This is a genomic window from Enterococcus sp. HMSC072F02, from assembly GCF_001837725.1.
In the GTDB taxonomy this organism is placed as follows: Bacteria; Bacillota; Bacilli; order Lactobacillales; family Enterococcaceae; genus Enterococcus_B; species Enterococcus_B lactis.
The window spans coordinates 82,766-100,492 of record NZ_KV833965.1; the positions used below are offsets into that span (position 1 = coordinate 82,766).

Here is a 17,727-nt window from a genome sequence, read left to right on the forward strand (position 1 = left end):
ATCTATTCACTTCGTTCATAGTGATTCACAATAAAAAACTCTATGCCACCGCAGACATAGAGGGACTATTGAATATATTCAATAAACGTCCTCGGTAGGAAATTAAGGCTTGGAGCCACCTACTGTCTTCGGTACAAGTTAATTATTAACCTCAACTAGCTTAGCATGCTAAACTAGTTGAGTCAAGAATTATTTTTCAGTTGGATCAATCAACGTTCTAATATTTGATTAGAAAGAAGCTTGGTCAACATGGATACCAGGTCCAAATGTTGTTGTGATCGTTACATTTTTCATGTATTGACCTTTAGCTGCTGATGGTTTAGCTTTTAGCAATACATCATGGATTGTTGCAAAGTTTTCAACTAATTTTTCATCATCAAATGAAACTTTTCCGATTGGTACATGGATGTTTCCAGCTTTGTCTACACGGTAAGTTACTTTACCAGCTTTCACTTCGTTTACTGCTTTTGTTACATCCATTGTAACTGTACCAGTTTTAGGGTTTGGCATTAAGCCTTTTGGTCCTAATACACGTCCTAGACGACCTACAGTAGCCATCATATCAGGTGTTGCAACAACTACGTCAAAGTCAAACCATCCGTTTTGGATTTTTTGAACCATGTCGTCGTCACCTACGAAATCTGCACCAGCTGCTTCAGCTTCTTTTGCTTTGTCTCCTTTAGCAAAAACTAAAACAGTTTGTGTTTTACCAGTTCCGTTTGGTAATACAACAGCACCACGGATTTGTTGGTCTGCTTTTTTAGGGTCTACGTTCAAACGGTATGCAACTTCAACTGTTGCATCAAATTTTGCAATGTTTGTTTCTTTTGCTAAAGCTACTGCTTCGGCAACAGGATAAACTTTACTTGAATCAACTTTTTTTAATGCATCTTGCATTTTTTTGCTCTTTTTAGCCATTTTGGTTCCTCCTTGATTGTGGTTATAACGGTTGTACCTCCCACGTGTTCTATATCTTTCAATATAGAGCCAACTGAGAAGCTGCTGTCTTAGGGTGTAGAGATTATTCTACAGTGATCCCCATGCTTCGTGCAGTTCCTTCAACCATGCGCATTGCTGCTTCAACGTTAGCTGCGTTTAGGTCTTCCATTTTTAATTCAGCGATTTCTCTTACTTGATCGCTAGAAACTTTCGCAACTTTATTTTTGTTTGGTTCACCTGAACCTTTTTCGATTTTAGCTGCTTTTTTCAATAGAACAGCAGCTGGCGGTGTTTTTGTAACGAATGTGAATGAACGGTCTTCGTATACAGAAATAACAACCGGAATGATCAAACCTGCTTGATCAGCTGTACGAGCGTTGAATTCTTTTGTGAATCCCATGATATTGATACCCGCTTGACCTAGTGCAGGACCTACTGGTGGAGCTGGAGTTGCTTTCCCTGCAGGAATTTGCAATTTAACGATTTTTTCTACTTTCTTTGCCACGAGACATACCTCCTTAAGTCCGTGATGTGGTTAATTGGAGATGCATATTTCTCCTCCCACGTTTTATCTGATCTGAAAAAATCCAGACAAATAATGTGCAAAACAATGCACACTGGTACAGTATAGCAAATTTATTTGTTTTTTCAAGATTTTTTTCTGCTATTTTTACATTTTGCTTGAATAAACGCTAAATTTATTCTAAAAAAACAACAATTTTTCGTTCCCATTTCTTCTTTTATGTTACACTTGCGCTAGCATGGTTCAACAGATGAAAGCAAACAATAACGCGGTTTTTTTAGACCCTTGTACAAAGATTCCTACATAACAAAATGAGGTGGAGAAAATGAAAGATTTAAGGTATAGAAGTGTCTTTGATATTATTGGACCTGTGATGATTGGTCCAAGTAGCTCCCACACAGCTGGAGCAGCTAGAATTGGGAAGATCGTACGCAGTATATTTGGCGAGCAACCTGATTCTGTAGATATTTATCTATATGAATCATTTGCAAAAACCTATCGGGGGCACGGAACAGACATTGCATTAGTTGGCGGTCTATTAGGAATGGAACCTGATGATGAACGTTTAGCTGATTCTTTGAAATTGGCATATGAAGCAGGCATGGAAGTCTTGTTTGTTCCTAAGAGTGAAAAAGCCGAACATCCGAATTCTGTAAAGATGCTTCTAAAAAAAGGAACACGAAAGCTTTCAGTTACTGGCATTTCGATCGGCGGTGGCAATATCCAGATTTCTGAATTGAATGGATTCAAAATTTCTTTAAGCATGGGAACACCTACCTTGATCGTTGTTCACCAAGATGTTCCAGGGATGATCGCTAAAGTGACTGGTATACTTTCTGAAACCAATACGAATATCGGTACTATGACAGTGACACGGGAATCAAAAGGCGAAAGTGCCATCATGATCATTGAAGTAGATAATCCTCAAGTTGAAGAAACAGTAAGAAGACTCAAACATCTGCCAAATATCGACAGCGTAAACTATTTCGATTAAGGAGCTGAAAAAATGTTTTTATCGATTGAAGAATTAGTAGACCAAGCGAAAGCTTATTCAAGTGTAGCAGAATTGATGATTGCAGTTGAAATGGAAATGAGCGGTCGTTCCCGTAGTCAGATCATTGCGATTATGGAAAAAAATCTTTCAGTAATGGAACAATCGATCAACGAGGGAAAAGAAGGTGTCACCTCCGTCACAGGGATTACCGGTGGCGATGCAAAAAAATTAGATGATTATTTGAACGATGCAGATTTTTTGAGCGGAGAAACGATCTTAAAGGCTGTACGCAACGCTGTAGCTGTTAACGAAGTCAATGCAAAAATGGGATTGATTTGTGCTACACCGACTGCTGGAAGTGCGGGGGTTGTTCCTGGTGTGTTAATGGCTGTCCGAGATCGGCTTGGTTTGTCACATGAACAGCAATTGGAATTTTTGTTTACTGCTGGCGCTTTCGGGTTAGTAATCGCGAACAACGCTTCTATTAGTGGCGCAGAAGGGGGTTGTCAAGCAGAAGTTGGTTCTGCAAGTGCAATGGCGGCGGCAGCTTTGGTTTGCGCAAAAAATGGGACTCCTCATCAAGCAGCTCAAGCAGTAGCCATCACATTGAAAAATATGATGGGACTGATTTGCGATCCTGTTGCAGGTTTAGTTGAAGTACCTTGTGTCAAACGTAATGCTTTAGGGTCTTCTCAAGCTTTCATCTCTGCTGACATGGCATTAGCGGGTATCGAAAGTGTCATTCCACCGGATGAAGTCGTTGCTGCGATGTATCAAGTCGGACGACAAATGCCATCGATTTTCAAAGAGACAGCAGAAGGCGGCTTAGCTGTTACGCCAACTGCTAAGCGACTTACAGAAGAGATTTTAAATAAGAGGTCGTAAAAAAGCTGCCTAGTTTCGAGTATTAAGAGATTAGTTATTTCCATCACAAAAAAACGAAGAGACGCACAGTTAGGCCTCTCTTCGTTTTTTTATTAATCCATCAATTTCGTATTTTTTACTTCATCAATCGTTTTTGTTCCTGCAAGTTGCATCGTGATCGACAATTCTTTGTTCAGGTGTTCAAAAACAGAAGTTACCCCTTCTGCCCCACCTAGATTCAATCCATAGATCACTGGTCGGCCAATCGCAACTAAGTCAGCACCACTTGCCAAAGCCTTAAAGACATGTTCTCCTCGACGGACGCCAGAGTCGAAAATCACTGGTACACGTTTATTGACTACTTCGGCAATTTTTGGCAATACTTCAAAGGAAGCAGGACCTCCGTCTAATTGTCGACCACCATGATTAGATACCCAGATACCATCTGCCCCTGCAGAGATAGCGATGACTGCATCTTCTGGCGATTGTATTCCTTTTACGATGACTGGAAGATTGGTGATTTCTTTGATTGTTTTGATATCATCTGGTGTCAAGCCTTGCTTTGCAGCTGCATAAATTTCTGCAATTCCTTTTCCTTCGCCATTCCCACTTGCACTTTGTTCGCTATAAGCAGCTAAATTAGGCATTGGTAATGGAAATTGGAATTGATTGATCACATCTTCTTCACGGTAACCACCAAGCGTTGAATCTGCCGTTAAAATGATGGCTTTAGCCCCTGCTTCTACTGCTTTTTTCAAAATGAACTCATTGAATCCATCGTCTTTACTCATATATAATTGGAAAAACTGCGGTGCACCTGGCGCTGCATCTGCTGCATCTTTGATTGTCGTGTTTGCATAAGTGCTGATGGAAAAGATTGATCCAGCAGCAGCTACCCCTTTAGCTGTATCAGCTTCCCCTTTTTCATGTGCCAATCCTTGGGCCGCTGATGGCGCTTGGATAATCGGTGTGTCTAATTCAATTCCAAAAACTGATGTATGCAAATCCGCTGAGTCGATTCCGCGTAATATCCGTGGCATGATTTTTTTTGTATTAAAAGAAGTCGTATTTTCTTTCATCGTCCACTCATCTTCAGAACCACCGCGAATATAGCCAAAAGCTCCTGCTTCCATGCGCTCTTTTACACGACCTTCTAGTGAGGCAATGTTTACGATATCGATTGGATGTTCTTCATTACTTGTATGATAAGTCATAGTAGATCCTTCTTTCATCTTCTTGATTACATATAAATCATAATATCCTTACAAAAAGTAAGCAAAAATTTACTCTCGGATCCTTTTCTTGCTATTCGTTCCAAACAAATCGACTAACAAGCTGATCTACTTCTTGGTTTTCATGAAGCATACTATGAGCGGCATTTTCGCCTTTTACTATTTTTTCTTCTACTTCATTTCCGTGTTGTTTCAACAACGCATAGACAGCTAATGCACTGTTTAACGGTACTGTCCCATCACTCAAGTCTGCTTCATCTAATTGTCCGGCAATCAGGAAAAATCGAGTAGTTGTAGGCAAATTTCCGATCATTTGCTGATAATCTTGATAGCGGCTAGAAACAACAACAGCAGGCCCCTTTGCTAACTCCTCTGTCAGAGATTGCCCACTGTCATCGACAAAATCATTAAAAGGTGCACCAATTGCCGTAAATGTCTGAACTTGCGGCAATGACGTATCCTGTCCATATGTTCCTAAATAGCGTAATGCACTAACCCCTCCCATGGAATGCCCCACTATGTTGACTTTGTCTATGCCCTCGTTTTCTTTCAGATACAAAAGACAAGATTTGATCCATTCTGCTTGGTTCCACTCGTTGTTTTTATTATCTTCAAACAATACTTGGACCATCGGATTGTCTGCTTTTCCAGACAAGTCCCCTTCTGCTTGTATTTGTCCATCTGCTCCTACTATTAAAACTAATTCTTTTACTGCTTTTTGATTTTTTTCCAAACGTTGCAACATCCCTTTAAAGGAATTTTCTGTCCCGCTGTAGCCATGGAAAAAAAGTGTTGGAATAGTGGTTTTTTCTATCAATTTACTGGATTCTACCGTTTTTTCTTTATCAGAAACTGCAGTAGTATTCGTCTTCGTCGTCTGGCAACCACTTATCGCAAACAAGCTGATAAGCACTAAAGCTGCTGTAGCCGCATGTTTGCATACATTTTTGATTTGATTTGTCATTCTCCTCTTCCTTTCCATATAGAAAAAAGAAAGACTTGAAAGGTCAATCGTATGATCGACATTTCAAGTCTTTTTATTAATCATTAATCGATTTTATCTACTTGATCGAAATCAAGTTCTGTACTTGTTTCACGACCAAACATATCGATGTTGACTTTCAATTTTTCTTTTTCTCCGTCAACTTCTGTTACTTGTCCTTCTAATCCAGCAAATGCGCCTTCGATGATTTTCACAACTTCGCCAACTTCTACTTCTAGATCATTTTGTCGTAGACTCATGCCGATAGAACGCAAGATATGATTGACTTCTTCTGGAAGTAGTGGTGCTGGTTTGCTTCCAGCTCCGTGTGAACCAACGAATCCTGTCACGCCTGGTGTGTTACGGACAACATACCAGGAAGCGTCTGTCATGATCATTTCAACAAGAACATATCCTGGAAATGTTTTATGAACGATTTCTTTTTCTTTCCCATTTTTGACTTCTGTTTCTTTTTCTTCAGGAACAACGACACGGAAAATAAAGTCGGCCATTTTCATACTTTGCGCACGAGATTCGATATTTGCTTTTACTTTGTTTTCATATCCTGAATATGTATGCAAGACATACCAGTTTTTTTCAAAAGATTCCATTGAAGGCTCCTCATTTCATTGTAAAATAAAAAAACCTCAGTACACCCGAAGTTTTTCTTTCGCTTCATTATAGCACTAAAAGCACATTGTGGCTAGCGAGTTATTTTAAGATCCAGCCAAATAAACTTTGGATTGCTGTATCCATTACGTAAAACATCAACCCGAAAAGAATAGAAGTTTCGATAACTACCAACGTATCTTTACGAAGTTGTTTTCTGTTTGGCCAAGTTACTTGTTTGATTTCATCTTTTACGCTTTTTAGAAATTTCATGAGACATCCTCCTTTGCTGTTTATTTCGTTTCTTTATGTAATGTATATTGATTACAATATTTACAAAATTTGTTGATTTCTAAACGTTCGCCGCTTTTTCCTTCACTGACTGATTTTGTGTAGTTACGAGACCCACAAACGGAACAAGCGAGTGCTGCTTTTTTCTTTGCCATTTACTTCTGCCCCCCTTGCTGAGAATCAGACTTATACTTAATAACAGTATCACGTAACTTTTTACTTGTCAATTTGTGAAATAAACTATCTATTGTTTTAGATAAAATTATGATATGATTAATTTGAAATTAAGCTAAAATGAGACAATTGGAGGTATAGCGATGCTATTAAAAACACTTGTATATAAGAAAAAAGATCTGACAACCGTTACAGAGACTAGTACATTAGAAGAAGCATTAAAAATTTTAGAAACTTCCGGATACCGTTGTGTGCCGATCTTAGATTCTTCAGGGAATATTTTCCGTGGAAATATTTACAAAATGCACATCTATCGTCATAAAGCAAACGGCGGTGATATGACGCTTCCTGTCACTCATCTTTTGAAAAATGCCACAAAGTTCATTTATCTGGATACTTCTTTCTTCAAAGTATTCTTTACGATCAAAGAGCTACCTTATATTGCTGTCCTTGACAGTGAAAATCATTTTTATGGTATTTTGACACATAGCACATTACTTAATATGCTCTCCCAATCTTGGAGCGTAGAACAAGGAAGCTATGTGCTGACAATTGCTTCTACAGGAAAGCAAGGAGATCTGGCTGCTATCGCAAAAATCATTTCAAAACACAGTAGCATTGCCAGCTGCATTACTCTTGATATTGAAAAAGACGAATATATCCGACGTACATTGATTACGCTGCCGGCGAACACTGAACCAAAAGTATGTGAAACGATCGTCAACCACTTAGAGAAAAAGAATTATAAAGTGGTAGAAATCGAAAATTTGCAAAACCAAGAAGCATAATAAAAACGACAAAAGAAATACAGCTCAGCTGCTTTCTTTTGTCGTTTTTTTACAATTAGACACGCTTTTCAAAATCAAGCGAACGATCTAAATAATACATCAGTGGTGCTGAAACAGCCATGATGATGAACTCGCTTAATGCAAGTGTACCATAGGTTGTCCAAAATGCTTGGCCACCTGTCGGAACTAGCATATAAGCAATCAATCCCATGCTGATGGTAAAGAAGATCGTGTTCAATACTAAACGCATCTTTACATTTTTCACTTTGTTTTGCAACAAAGCTGTCAGACCTAAAGAAAGCAATGTTTGGCCACCACCGAAAACCACATCCATGATACCAAATCCAAAGAAGGCATTATAGACGATGACCCCGCCCAAAACTCCCCAAAGTAATTTACGGTTAAAGACAACTAAATGATTCAAACTTTCTGAAATACGAAACTGGATCGGCCCTGAGGATACAGGCGCAACTAAAATAGTTAACGCTAGATAAAGAGCCATGACGATACCATTTACAACGATTACGGACAACCGTTGTCTGCTTTTCGTTTTTTGCATTTTCTCTCCTCGTTTCTCCTAGTTTTTTTAACGCGGGATGGTTGATGAACCGCGATTATGTGAAACAAACAATAATTATAACAGACTTTTCATTTATTTCAATCTGTCTTATCTACTTTTGAAAAAAGTAAATAAGCAAAAATGTAAACGTTTGCCAAAAGTCTCGAAATATGGTATAAGATAAGTGTAAGGGGTCATAAGAATTCCCAGTAAAGCAGACGAAGTAGGTTCTGCACGAACAGAATTGTTGTGAAACTTAAATAAATAAAAAAGGATGTGGGAATTTGAGCAACCTCTTACTAGAGAGTAGTCTAGCAGGCAGCTGAAGGTCTAAGTGGACATACCGAACCTTGGAACTTCTCCTTACGTAAGTAATGGATGATGCGCTTGCTAGGCTTTTTTGTGTTTTTCGGTCTCCAGACCTTTTTCATTCTCCTAGTCTTCTGCTATAATAACCAAGAATTAATTTTGTAACAGGCGTTTTTTTGTAAAAAAACAAGTTTCTTTCATTCCAAAAATAGAAAAAGCTTGCTAATTATTGGTTAACCAGCAAACAGGATGATTAAAATATCTTGTTTTATTGAATAGCAGGAGGAAAATATGAAATTCCATTATCATTTATTGATCAATCCATCGGCAGGCAGTGGAAACGGCCATAAAGTAGCAGAAAAAATCTTGCCGGTATTAAAAAACAAACATGTCAACTATACCCTTCATTACAGTGAATACAAAGGACATGATGCGGAGATTGCTGAAATTCTGGCAAAAGAAACATTAGTACCTTGGACAGAAGAACAGGAAACAATCGAAACTTTCCCTCTTTTGATCATCGTAGGAGGAGACGGAACCTTGCATCAGGTACTTGATACTTTCTATCAGATGGAAGTTGAATTTCCTGTCGCTTATATTCCAGCAGGCTCTGGAAATGATTTTGCTCGAGGAGCGGGACTTCCTAAGAATCCTAAAAAAGCACTTCAGCTGATTTTAGCAGCTCAATCACCAGATAAAGTCCATATAATGGCTTATGAAGAAAAAATAAGTGAAAAAAAAGGAATAGCTGTTAATAATTTTGGTATTGGATTAGATGCAGCTATCGTCCACGCGACAAATCATTCTTCTACAAAAGAACGATTGAACAAATACAACTTAGGTTCTTTTTCGTATTTGTTCTCTATTCTCCGGACTTTATTTACTCAAAAAGGATTTCCAATTCTAGTGGATGCAGGAGGAAAGCAGTTAAGTTTTTCAAATGCATTTTTATGTACAGCAACGAAGCATCCTTTTTTTGGAGGAGGAATCGCAATTGCTCCAACTGCAGATGCGTCTAAACCAGTCATTGATTTTGTCATGGTCGAACGAATCAATATTTTTAAAATCATATGGCTTATCCTTTTACTTATGCAGAAAAAACAATTGAAATCGAAATATTTCCATCACTACACAACAAACAGATTACGAATCGTTTCAACAACGCCGCAATATGGTCAAGAAGATGGAGAAGATGTCGCTCCTCGTCCTTTTGATCTGCAATTTTCTACAAAAAACCAGTTATTTTTCAAGTAATTTCGAGTATAAAGAAAAATTTTGCGGAAACGGTTGCTCGCATTTTTGCAAAAGTTTGTCTTTATACCGAGAAACTGGCTTTTGAACACCATTTACCAAGAAGAGCCTATAATTTCACTCCAAGTCACCAAGAATAATTTCAAAAAGCGGATGAGGCACAAGTCGTGTCACATCCGCTTTTTAAGTGATCAATATTGCCAATAAATAGCGCATCCGTATCGTCAGATTCTTTTATAATGTATACGGTGTAATGTTTTCCATACCAATCATTGGATCTACTAATTTCTGATTAATCGCTTCTGCAGTAAGAACGAACTCCTTAGGAACAGCAGATTCTATCTCTTCTTTCTTTTCTTCCACAATCGATGAAGAAAACAGATCTGGTTCCACTGTTTCCATTACTTGGTTTTTCGATTCATTCGTTCCACTGTCGTCTTTTATAGGTAACTGTTCTTTTATGTCCTGCGACTCTTTCGTATAGGTCCCATCTTCAAATGGATCATTTCCAATCAAAGAATCTTCATAAGCTGCTAATTTTGTCCGCAGAGTGATAGTCATTTTTTCATTATCTATGATTCTTGATTTCAACGTAGTCATTCGGCTTGCCGATTCATTCGCTACACAAGTGGCATACGCGTGCTCTTCCCCTAACAAAATCAACAGTTCCTTACTCCGAGTAACCGCCGTGTAGAGTAGATTACGCTGAAGCATGCGCTGATATTGATGAACCATGGGCAAAATGACCATTTTGAATTCACTGCCCTGTGATTTATGGATCGAGCAACAATAAGAAAGAGTAATTTTATTCCACTCGTTTCTTTTATAAGTGACCTCATTTGCATCAAACTGGATAACTAATTCATCCACTTTATCTTCCGAATCTTTTGCCAAGATAATCCCCGTGATTTCTCCCATATCCCCATTGAATACATTCAATTCGGGAGTATTAACTAACTGGAGTACTTTGTCTCCTATCCGATAAACGGTGTCGTTCCAATGCACTTCCTTTTTCCCAGGTCTCCCTGGATTGAATATCTCCTGCATCATTTTATTTAACGCATCGATCCCTGCAGGTCCCCGATACATTGGTGCTAATACTTGGATATCTTGTGCACGGAATCCCTTATTTTTCGCCTTTTCCACAATTTTAGAGATCAAGGGTTCAATTTGATATGCGTCGCTTCGGAAATAGGAACGATCTTTTTGATTCTTTGTGAAATCTTTTGGTAGACGCCCTTCTTTGATTTCATGGGCAAGAGGAATAATACTAGAACCATCACCTTGTCGATAAATCTGATTGAGTTCCATTTTAGGAATTTGTTCGATTTCCAAAAGGTCATGTAGCACTTGTCCAGGACCGACAGAAGGAAGCTGATCTTTATCTCCTACTAGGATAACCTGCATATTCGTCGGAATCGCTTTGAATAATGTGTTAGCCAGCCATGTATCGACCATAGACATCTCATCAACGATCAAAAGTCCGCCTTCTAATTCTTTCGTGCTGACTGAAGGTGTTTTTTCTCGTCCATTCAGCCCAAGTAAACGATGGATTGTACTGGCAGGCAGACCTGTTGTCTCGTTCATTCGTTTAGCTGCCCGGCCAGTTGGTGCTGCAAGCAGAATAGGAAAAATTTCTTGGGTATATTTTGACGGGTCCAATTCCAGACCATTCAACTCTGCAAAAAGATTAACGATCCCATTGATCACAGTAGTTTTCCCCGTACCTGGTCCTCCTGTTAAAATAAATAGAGGAGAACGGATGGCTTCAGCGATTGCTTGTTCTTGCGAGGGGCCATACTGTATACCGAATATTTTTTCGATACGCCGAATATTTTTCTGCACTTCTTTTTCAGGATAATGGATTTCTTTTTTACGGCTGAGCAGACGTTGGATGGAATTGCCGATTCCCCATTCAGAAAAATACAAACTGTTTTCGTAAAGATTCGTTTCTTCTTGTTGGATTTTTCCTTCTTCAACAAGCTGGATAATCACAGTAGCAACCTGATCAGGCAGAATTTCGATTGGACGACTTGTTTCTAAAATACGGATGGTTTGCTGAAGCAATGTTTCCGCCGGTACGTATGTATCTCCTGTTTGAACAGCATGCTGAAAAATCTGATGCAAGATGGCTGCTCGGATTCTTCTAGGTGAATCTGCTGCAATACCGACTTGTTCGGCTAGATTATCTGCACGTTTGAACCCGATTCCTTCTATGTCTTCGACTAGCTGATACGGATTTTCTTCGATGATCTCCAAAGACTCGTTCTTATAGGTCTGATAAATACTGAAGGCTAACTGACTACCGAATCTATAACGATTCAATCCCATGATTACTTGATCCATCCCGTGATTTAGACGAATCGTTTCAGCAAGCATTTCTCTTTTTGGCTTCGTTAAACCAGAGACTTGTTTTAATACCGAAGGATCAGCAATGATTTTTTCGATAGCATCTTCTCCCAGCAACTCGACGATTTTCTCTGCTGTTTTCTTACCGATCCCAGGGAATTTTTCGCTGGAAAGATAAGCTACGATCCCATTCGCAGTTGTTGGTTTTTCTTGCTCATATCTTTCGACTTTAAGCTGTCTTCCGTATTTAGGGTGATCCACTAGTTCTCCATAAAAACGATAGGTCTCATTTTCTTGAATATCGCCAAAGCTTCCGGTAACTACAATTTCTTTTTCACGGTAATCAGCTGTGGTTTCGCTGATGTGTACCAAAAGCACTTTGTAAAAATTACTAGGATTTTGAAAAAAAATCGCGGCAACTGTACCAACGAAATAAGGCATTTCTTCTGGCTGCATCGGAAGCCGCCTCCTTCTTCTATAGTAAAGGTTCTGGTGCTGTTTCAGTTCCTAAAAAATCTGTTTGGTTCCATACTTTCAGTTCATACGACAATAATTTGCAAGGCTCTTCAGTCTCTAAAATCGTCAGGCTGCTATTGAACAAACCGCCCATTTCCCGCAACTCACTTAGCTCTTTCCCTGTCATCCATTGAATGGCAGCAGTTAATGAGGCCCCATGACCTACGAATAAAAGAGGTCCGTTTTTATGTTGAGCAACCGCATCCGCTACAACAGTTTCAATACGTGTGATTGCTGATTCAATCGTTTCTCCATGAAAAGGAGAAGGATCATATAGATCTAAGTGATTACGCAAATTCGGCAGATTCTCTGGGTATTTCTGATACATTTCATCGATTGATTGTCCTTCTAAAGTACCTAGCCCTAGTTCTCGCAGTTTATCTGTATAAAAAATCTCTACCGGACGAGCAAGCTCTTTATTGATACCTTCTGCTGTATCTCGTGCTCGTTTTGCTGTACTGGAATAAATTGCTTTAAAAGGAACATATTTTACTTTTTTCCCAAATGCTTTGATTTCTTCATAACTTTGAGGCAAAAGCGGAGAATCGCCATTGCTTCCTTGAAAACGTCTTTCCTGATTCCATTGTGTCTTCCCATGTCGGGTAAAATATAGTTCCATACGCAGCAAACTCCTGTCTTTCTTTTATTTTACTCTATAATAAACTGTCTAATCCAGCTTGTCATTTTCATAATGGTGCGTTAATTCTAAATTAGGGAATCCTTGCTGACGAAGTGCTTCGTACACAATCATTGCAGCTGTATTCGATAAATTCAATGAACGAACATGCTCATCATTCATAGGGATGCGCAAACACTTTTCCTCGTTTTCGCGCATAAACGCTTCTGGCAAGCCAGTTGTTTCCTTTCCAAATAAAAAGAAGTGCTCTTCTCCATCAGCAAAATTTTCTTCACTGTATACCTTATGGGCAAATTTTGAGATCAAGTGTAGTTTACGATCACCTAAAAATGCTAAAAAAGCTTCTAAATCACTGTGATAAGTAATATTTACATCATTCCAATAATCTAACCCTGCTCGTTTCAGATGTTTGTCATCCGTTGAAAAACCTAGGGGCTCAATTAAATGAAGCGGCGTATTCGTGGCCGCACACGTACGGGCAATATTTCCGGTGTTTGCAGGTATTAACGGTTCGAATAAAACGATATGATTCATCAGGATCATTCCTCTCATATTTATGTTCGTTTCTATTTTCTGACAATTTGATTTTTGCATAAAAAAAAACGTATCAACTCGGTGTCAGTCACTGCGAGTCGTTACGTTAGTGAAGCTCTTCTCACTAACTTTTATCAGAACAGGAACCTGATAAAAACCAATGAAAAAACAACTTGTTGCTACTATAACACCCTCAACTTACTTTTGCAACCTCTACTCTTTAAAAACTACTAGAAAACCGTTTTCTCTTAGTTCCTTTTAATAATTCTATGTCAATTGTAATCTTATTCAAAGGATTCTTGTACAAGTCTGCTTTGATTCCTTCCTCCACTTGCCACTCTAAGGGCGACATTGCTAAAAGATCTTTTCGATTTTCTTCTGGTATCTCAAATTCATAGGTCACACGCTGACGTTCAGTTAGTTTCATCGATTCAGTAAACTTTGCGACTACACGATCATTGGAATAACTTTGCTTTTCAGGTTGATTCGGATAAAAAGCCTGGCGCAGTTCTTTTAAATAATTTTCTTGCGGCACTACTTTCAGCACCTCTCCATCTTCTGACAGTACACGTTGAAATTCTTGGTAATGAGAAGGCGAAAAGATATTTAAGATCGTGTTAAATGTCTGATCAGCAAATGGCAAATTGGTCAAATCCGCTACACACCAAAATGCCTCGACAGATTGTTCCGTAGCTGCATAGACCCCTTCTTTTGAAATATCAAATCCAACAGCAGTTTGAATCTTTTTCAATTTTGAAAGTTCATTCAAGAAGCTTCCTTCTCCGCAGCCGACATCTAATAGCGAGACTTCATTAGGCAGATGCTGTGCGATAGTCTCAATAACAGGCTGATACATGCCTGATTGGATCATTCTACGCCTTGGAACGAACATTTCTTGATCATATTCTGTTTTAACCGCGTGGGATAAAAAGTAAAGTGTTCCTTTTTTGGACAGATCAAAACGGTGATTATTTTTGCATATCAAGCCATTATCAGACTTTTCTACCTCTTCTTGGCAAACTGGACAGCGGAACAGCTGATGTTTTTCTGCCAAAAACTGGCGTCCTCGGTCAATTTTTTTTAACATAGTTCCCCCTCATTTCTGTTTTATCTTACCGTTAGATGCTCACTTTGGCAACTGGTAAAAATATGATACAATGCCTAGAAGAAAGCGAAAGACAAAGGAGAAGATCAGATGATCAAAGAATTTTGTGCTGAAAACTACACATCTATTCCTCTGGCAATTGCCAGAGGAGCTAACCGAATCGAATTATGTGACAACTTAGCGGTCGGCGGAACGACCCCAAGTACTGGTGTGATCGAAGAAACATTAAGTTACGCAGGGGAAAAAAATATCCCTGTAATGACGATTATCCGTCCTAGAGGGGGTGATTTTGTCTATAACGATATCGAATTGAAAATTATGCATACTGATTTGATTGAAGCAAAGAAATTAGGGACGGATGGCGTAGTTTTTGGTTGTCTTACTCCCTCAGGATGGCTAGACGAAGAAGCATTGGAACTATTGATCGAAACCGCAGAAGGCGTACAGATCACCTTCCATATGGCTTTTGACAGTATTCCTGAAGAACGGCAATTTGAAGCAATCGATTGGCTGGCAGCGCACGGTGTTGACCGTATCTTGACGCATGGCGGCCCTGCTGATCAAACGATTGAAGAACATTTCCCACGGCTCAAAGAATTGATTGACTATGCAGATGGCCGTTTGATCATTTTGCCCGGTGGTGGCGTAACAGCAGCGAATGCAGCACATGTAGCTAAAGAATTAAACGTGAGTGAAGTCCACGGAACTAAAATCGTTGAACTTCAGCCATAATCTTATAAACAAAAAACATTGGCAACAAGCAGTATACTTGTTGCCAATGTTTTTGCTTTTTACATAAAATAGCCCATAAATAAAGAGGCAATATTGAAATAAATCAGTACACTTGTCAAATCACTCAAGGTCGTGATAAATGGACCGCTTGCTACCGCTGGATCAAATCCTAGACGATCCATCAGCATCGGAATCAAACTACCTGCAAGATTCGCCACTGTTATCGCAAACAGCATGGCCATCCCTATCACAAATCCTAAGATAAAATTATGTTTCCAAAAGCCCACGATCAGAAAAATCGTAATCCCTGTAACAGCTCCTGTTACGACGCCGGTCAAGACTTCAGCCAAAACAAGTCGGACAAACCCGTGATCTTTGTCATCAGAGATTGCAAGTCGACGGACAGCCACAGCCAGCGACTGGGTTCCAGCATTACCAGCTGTTCCTGTGATCAGTGAAATGAAGACCGCTAAAATGCTCGCTTCACTTACCAAGTCTTCATAATGACTGATCAAAGAAGCAGTAGACATACCTAAAAACAACAGAGTGATTAGCCAAGGCAAACGTCGAGATGCTGCCTTTACTGGATTTTCATTGATTTCTTCCACATTGACCCCGGCAAGTCCTGAATAATCGCTGGCAGCTTCATCATCAATAACGTCAATGATGTCATCGACTGTGACGATTCCCAACAAATGATCATCATAATCGGTGACAGGAAGAGCTAAGAAGTCATAATCCCTGAATGTTTGTGCCACATCTTCTTGGTCGTCGCCTACATGAACTGAAAGCACCCGCTCGCTCATCAGATCAGAAATCATAGCATCATCATCATTCACGATTAGGTCGCGTAGAGAAATAACCCCCACTAGTTGACCTTCTTGATTAACGACATAGATGTAATAGATTGTTTCAGCAACATCTGCTTCATTCTTCAGCACATACATCGCAGAGCGAACGGTTTGATTTGCTACGATCGAAACAAATTCAGTAGTCATGATTGCACCAGCTGTTTCGTCTTCGTAATGGAGCAATTCCTTGATTTCACTGGCATCGTCTGCAGACATCAAACTTAAATATTTAGCAATTTGCTTTTTATCTAACGTATTAAGCAAATCGACAGCATTATCTGTATACATCTCAGAAAGCATATCTGCGGCATAGCTAGGACGCATCTCATCCAGATATTCTTTCATATGTTCGTTATCTTCTTCAATCACATCGAACATATCCGCTAATTCTTTAGGCGACAGATAGGAATAGATCAGCTGCCTGTTCTCTTCTGTAAGAGATTGGTAGAATTGCCCCTGCTCATAGATATGCATCTCTAAAAAACTGTTTCTGAATGCCTGAATATTATTTTCCCTTAAATCTTGAGTCAACTGGGCAAATCTTTCCTCTAATTCTTGATTTTCATCCAAACCAATCTCACCTCGCCTTATTCTTCAAACCGTCTCACAACTGCCTCCATGTCTGCGGCTAAAGGCTGCTTGAACTCTAGCAGCTCTTCTGTAAATGGGTGGTAAAAACGCAGATCATAACAATGAAGGGCTTGTCTTTTTATTCCCAGATCCATTCGTCCGCTATACATATCATCACCGAGCAGTGCACAGCCAATGGCGGAAAAATGAACTCTTATTTGATGTGTCCTTCCTGTATGCAGCTGGATATCAACTAACGCGATTTCTGTTAGTCGCTTCTCTATCCAGTACTCCGTCTGTGCAGAACGTCCTTCATTAGAGACCATTCGCTTCAGTAGCGAAGAATAATCTCGGGCAATCGGCAAATCGATATGTCCATGTGCCGATAAATTGGAAAGCATTCCACTGACTAATGCTTGATATTTTTTTACAAACTTCTTTTCACGAAGTTGCGTGTCTAATTTTGCGTGCGCAAACCCATGCTTGGCAAAAAGCATCAAGCCAGACGTATCACGGTCTAGTCGTGTAACTACATGAATTACTTGGTTTTCGTACCCTTGTTTTTTGTAATAAGCTTTTACACGATTTGCCATTGTCCCATTTGGATGGTATTGGGCAGGAATGGACGAAACGCCTGCTGGTTTGTTTACTACCAGAACATGTTCATCTTCATACACGATATCGATCGGCGTTTCGTCCAAAAGTACGGTTTCATGTTCTCCTTCAGCAGGAATCACAATGGTTACCTTATCATCCTTGGCTAGAGAAAACAAGACATTTTCTACTTGATCATTGACTTTGATTTGACCGCCTTGAAATTTTATTTTCGCTAACAGACCTTTTGAGATCCCTTTTTCTTTTAAAAAATATTTTACCTGCTGAGAATGATCTTTCTCATAATCCCATGTAAACTGCATA

At 39.3% G+C, this 17,727-nt stretch carries 19 protein-coding genes, 1 riboswitch and 1 other annotated feature; of the genes, 5 read left to right on the top strand and 14 right to left on the bottom strand.

The features are described 5' to 3' along the window. Window positions 1-22: 22 nt before the first annotated feature. Window positions 23-150, bottom strand: a sequence feature (ribosomal protein L10 leader region). Between the two features lie 78 nt (window positions 151-228). Both rplA and rplK read right to left on the bottom strand, forming a co-directional pair. Beyond that, a complete protein-coding gene (gene rplA / locus HMPREF2731_RS09660; protein WP_002291636.1) occupies window positions 229-918 on the bottom strand; it encodes a 50S ribosomal protein L1 in 690 nt (229 codons plus the stop codon). 103 nt (window positions 919-1,021) lie between these two features. After that, a complete protein-coding gene (gene rplK / locus HMPREF2731_RS09665; protein WP_002291638.1) occupies window positions 1,022-1,444 on the bottom strand; it encodes a 50S ribosomal protein L11 in 423 nt (140 codons plus the stop codon). A 343-nt stretch (window positions 1,445-1,787) separates the two neighbouring features. Here rplK and sdaAB point away from each other — a divergent pair, with 343 nt between their 5' ends. Together sdaAB and sdaAA are read left to right on the top strand one after the other, a co-directional pair. After that, a complete protein-coding gene (sdaAB, locus tag HMPREF2731_RS09670) occupies window positions 1,788-2,456 on the top strand; it encodes an L-serine ammonia-lyase, iron-sulfur-dependent subunit beta (protein WP_002315670.1) in 669 nt (222 codons plus the stop codon). Between the two features lie 12 nt (window positions 2,457-2,468). Continuing rightward, complete coding sequence (gene sdaAA / locus HMPREF2731_RS09675; protein ID WP_002291640.1) at window positions 2,469-3,341, top strand: L-serine ammonia-lyase, iron-sulfur-dependent, subunit alpha; 873 nt, start codon at window positions 2,469-2,471, stop codon at window positions 3,339-3,341. A 92-nt stretch (window positions 3,342-3,433) separates the two neighbouring features. Here the strand turns inward: sdaAA and HMPREF2731_RS09680 are convergent, their stop codons facing one another. The 5 genes from HMPREF2731_RS09680 to rpmG all read right to left on the bottom strand — a co-directional run bounded on the left by HMPREF2731_RS09680 (window position 3,434) and on the right by rpmG (window position 6,589). After that, window positions 3,434-4,534 carry a lactate oxidase gene (locus HMPREF2731_RS09680; protein WP_002315669.1) on the bottom strand — a complete coding sequence of 367 codons (1,101 nt, stop codon included), beginning with the start codon at window positions 4,532-4,534 and terminating at the stop codon, window positions 3,434-3,436. A gap of 91 nt (window positions 4,535-4,625) precedes the next feature. Beyond that, on the bottom strand, window positions 4,626-5,534 hold the full coding sequence (locus HMPREF2731_RS09685) for an alpha/beta fold hydrolase (RefSeq protein WP_083325488.1): 909 nt from the start codon (window positions 5,532-5,534) through the stop codon (window positions 4,626-4,628). Window positions 5,535-5,599: 65 nt separating this feature from the next. After that, window positions 5,600-6,145 carry a transcription termination/antitermination protein NusG gene (gene nusG, locus HMPREF2731_RS09690; RefSeq protein ID WP_002294580.1) on the bottom strand — a complete coding sequence of 182 codons (546 nt, stop codon included), beginning with the start codon at window positions 6,143-6,145 and terminating at the stop codon, window positions 5,600-5,602. 100 nt (window positions 6,146-6,245) lie between these two features. After that, on the bottom strand, window positions 6,246-6,416 hold the full coding sequence (gene secE, locus HMPREF2731_RS09695) for a preprotein translocase subunit SecE (RefSeq protein WP_002309994.1): 171 nt from the start codon (window positions 6,414-6,416) through the stop codon (window positions 6,246-6,248). A gap of 20 nt (window positions 6,417-6,436) precedes the next feature. Further along, window positions 6,437-6,589: a 50S ribosomal protein L33 gene (gene rpmG, locus HMPREF2731_RS09700; RefSeq protein WP_002294578.1), complete on the bottom strand. Its 153-nt coding sequence runs from the start codon at window positions 6,587-6,589 to the stop codon at window positions 6,437-6,439. Between the two features lie 162 nt (window positions 6,590-6,751). On the opposite strand from rpmG, the gene cbpA reads away from it, so the two are divergent. Next, a complete protein-coding gene (gene cbpA, locus HMPREF2731_RS09705) occupies window positions 6,752-7,396 on the top strand; it encodes a cyclic di-AMP binding protein CbpA (RefSeq protein WP_002315667.1) in 645 nt (214 codons plus the stop codon). A 55-nt stretch (window positions 7,397-7,451) separates the two neighbouring features. On the opposite strand, the gene HMPREF2731_RS09710 is transcribed toward cbpA, so the two are convergent. Further along, entirely contained in the window at window positions 7,452-7,955 is a 504-nt protein-coding gene (locus HMPREF2731_RS09710) for a QueT transporter family protein (protein ID WP_002315666.1), read from the bottom strand. 12 nt (window positions 7,956-7,967) lie between these two features. Beyond that, window positions 7,968-8,014, bottom strand: a riboswitch (PreQ1 riboswitch). Between the two features lie 541 nt (window positions 8,015-8,555). On the opposite strand from HMPREF2731_RS09710, the gene HMPREF2731_RS09715 reads away from it, so the two are divergent. Next, window positions 8,556-9,518, top strand: coding sequence for a diacylglycerol/lipid kinase family protein (locus HMPREF2731_RS09715; protein ID WP_002328919.1), 963 nt, complete (start codon window positions 8,556-8,558; stop codon window positions 9,516-9,518). Window positions 9,519-9,749: 231 nt separating this feature from the next. Here HMPREF2731_RS09715 and HMPREF2731_RS09720 read toward each other — a convergent pair whose 3' ends face one another. The 4 genes from HMPREF2731_RS09720 to HMPREF2731_RS09735 all read right to left on the bottom strand — a co-directional run bounded on the left by HMPREF2731_RS09720 (window position 9,750) and on the right by HMPREF2731_RS09735 (window position 14,638). Continuing rightward, window positions 9,750-12,320, bottom strand: coding sequence for an SF1B family DNA helicase RecD2 (locus HMPREF2731_RS09720; RefSeq protein ID WP_070872882.1), 2,571 nt, complete (start codon window positions 12,318-12,320; stop codon window positions 9,750-9,752). A gap of 19 nt (window positions 12,321-12,339) precedes the next feature. Beyond that, entirely contained in the window at window positions 12,340-12,999 is a 660-nt protein-coding gene (locus HMPREF2731_RS09725) for a histidine phosphatase family protein (protein ID WP_002328917.1), read from the bottom strand. A 48-nt stretch (window positions 13,000-13,047) separates the two neighbouring features. Next, window positions 13,048-13,551, bottom strand: a complete 504-nt coding sequence (trmL, locus tag HMPREF2731_RS09730) for a tRNA (uridine(34)/cytosine(34)/5-carboxymethylaminomethyluridine(34)-2'-O)-methyltransferase TrmL (protein WP_002328916.1) — start codon at window positions 13,549-13,551, stop codon at window positions 13,048-13,050. Between the two features lie 220 nt (window positions 13,552-13,771). Beyond that, window positions 13,772-14,638, bottom strand: coding sequence for a methyltransferase domain-containing protein (locus tag HMPREF2731_RS09735; protein ID WP_002328915.1), 867 nt, complete (start codon window positions 14,636-14,638; stop codon window positions 13,772-13,774). Between the two features lie 108 nt (window positions 14,639-14,746). On the opposite strand from HMPREF2731_RS09735, the gene HMPREF2731_RS09740 reads away from it, so the two are divergent. Further along, entirely contained in the window at window positions 14,747-15,388 is a 642-nt protein-coding gene (locus tag HMPREF2731_RS09740) for a copper homeostasis protein CutC (RefSeq protein WP_002309986.1), read from the top strand. Window positions 15,389-15,447: 59 nt separating this feature from the next. On the opposite strand, the gene mgtE is transcribed toward HMPREF2731_RS09740, so the two are convergent. Both mgtE and HMPREF2731_RS09750 read right to left on the bottom strand, forming a co-directional pair. Further along, complete coding sequence (gene mgtE / locus HMPREF2731_RS09745; protein WP_002315660.1) at window positions 15,448-16,809, bottom strand: magnesium transporter; 1,362 nt, start codon at window positions 16,807-16,809, stop codon at window positions 15,448-15,450. A 17-nt stretch (window positions 16,810-16,826) separates the two neighbouring features. Further along, a complete protein-coding gene (locus HMPREF2731_RS09750) occupies window positions 16,827-17,726 on the bottom strand; it encodes an RluA family pseudouridine synthase (RefSeq protein ID WP_002315659.1) in 900 nt (299 codons plus the stop codon). Between the last annotated feature and the right edge of the window lies 1 nt (window position 17,727).

Excerpts from the sequence above, each read along its gene's own strand:
- HMPREF2731_RS09720 (WP_070872882.1), bottom strand. The coding sequence starts at position 12,320 with ATGCAGCCAGAAGAAATGCCTTATTTCGTTGGTACAGTTGCCGCGATT.
- HMPREF2731_RS09715 (WP_002328919.1), top strand. The coding sequence starts at position 8,556 with ATGAAATTCCATTATCATTTATTGATCAATCCATCGGCAGGCAGTGGA.
- HMPREF2731_RS09735 (WP_002328915.1), bottom strand. The coding sequence starts at position 14,638 with ATGTTAAAAAAAATTGACCGAGGACGCCAGTTTTTGGCAGAAAAACAT.
- HMPREF2731_RS09710 (WP_002315666.1), bottom strand. The coding sequence starts at position 7,955 with ATGCAAAAAACGAAAAGCAGACAACGGTTGTCCGTAATCGTTGTAAAT.
- trmL (WP_002328916.1), bottom strand. The coding sequence starts at position 13,551 with ATGAATCATATCGTTTTATTCGAACCGTTAATACCTGCAAACACCGGA.
- HMPREF2731_RS09740 (WP_002309986.1), top strand. The coding sequence starts at position 14,747 with ATGATCAAAGAATTTTGTGCTGAAAACTACACATCTATTCCTCTGGCA.
- HMPREF2731_RS09680 (WP_002315669.1), bottom strand. The coding sequence starts at position 4,534 with ATGACTTATCATACAAGTAATGAAGAACATCCAATCGATATCGTAAAC.
- HMPREF2731_RS09685 (WP_083325488.1), bottom strand. The coding sequence starts at position 5,534 with ATGGAAAGGAAGAGGAGAATGACAAATCAAATCAAAAATGTATGCAAA.
- secE (WP_002309994.1), bottom strand. The coding sequence starts at position 6,416 with ATGAAATTTCTAAAAAGCGTAAAAGATGAAATCAAACAAGTAACTTGG.
- sdaAB (WP_002315670.1), top strand. The coding sequence starts at position 1,788 with ATGAAAGATTTAAGGTATAGAAGTGTCTTTGATATTATTGGACCTGTG.
- rpmG (WP_002294578.1), bottom strand. The coding sequence starts at position 6,589 with ATGGCAAAGAAAAAAGCAGCACTCGCTTGTTCCGTTTGTGGGTCTCGT.
- nusG (WP_002294580.1), bottom strand. The coding sequence starts at position 6,145 with ATGGAATCTTTTGAAAAAAACTGGTATGTCTTGCATACATATTCAGGA.
- sdaAA (WP_002291640.1), top strand. The coding sequence starts at position 2,469 with ATGTTTTTATCGATTGAAGAATTAGTAGACCAAGCGAAAGCTTATTCA.
- HMPREF2731_RS09750 (WP_002315659.1), bottom strand. The coding sequence starts at position 17,726 with ATGCAGTTTACATGGGATTATGAGAAAGATCATTCTCAGCAGGTAAAA.
- HMPREF2731_RS09725 (WP_002328917.1), bottom strand. The coding sequence starts at position 12,999 with ATGGAACTATATTTTACCCGACATGGGAAGACACAATGGAATCAGGAA.
- rplA (WP_002291636.1), bottom strand. The coding sequence starts at position 918 with ATGGCTAAAAAGAGCAAAAAAATGCAAGATGCATTAAAAAAAGTTGAT.
- cbpA (WP_002315667.1), top strand. The coding sequence starts at position 6,752 with ATGCTATTAAAAACACTTGTATATAAGAAAAAAGATCTGACAACCGTT.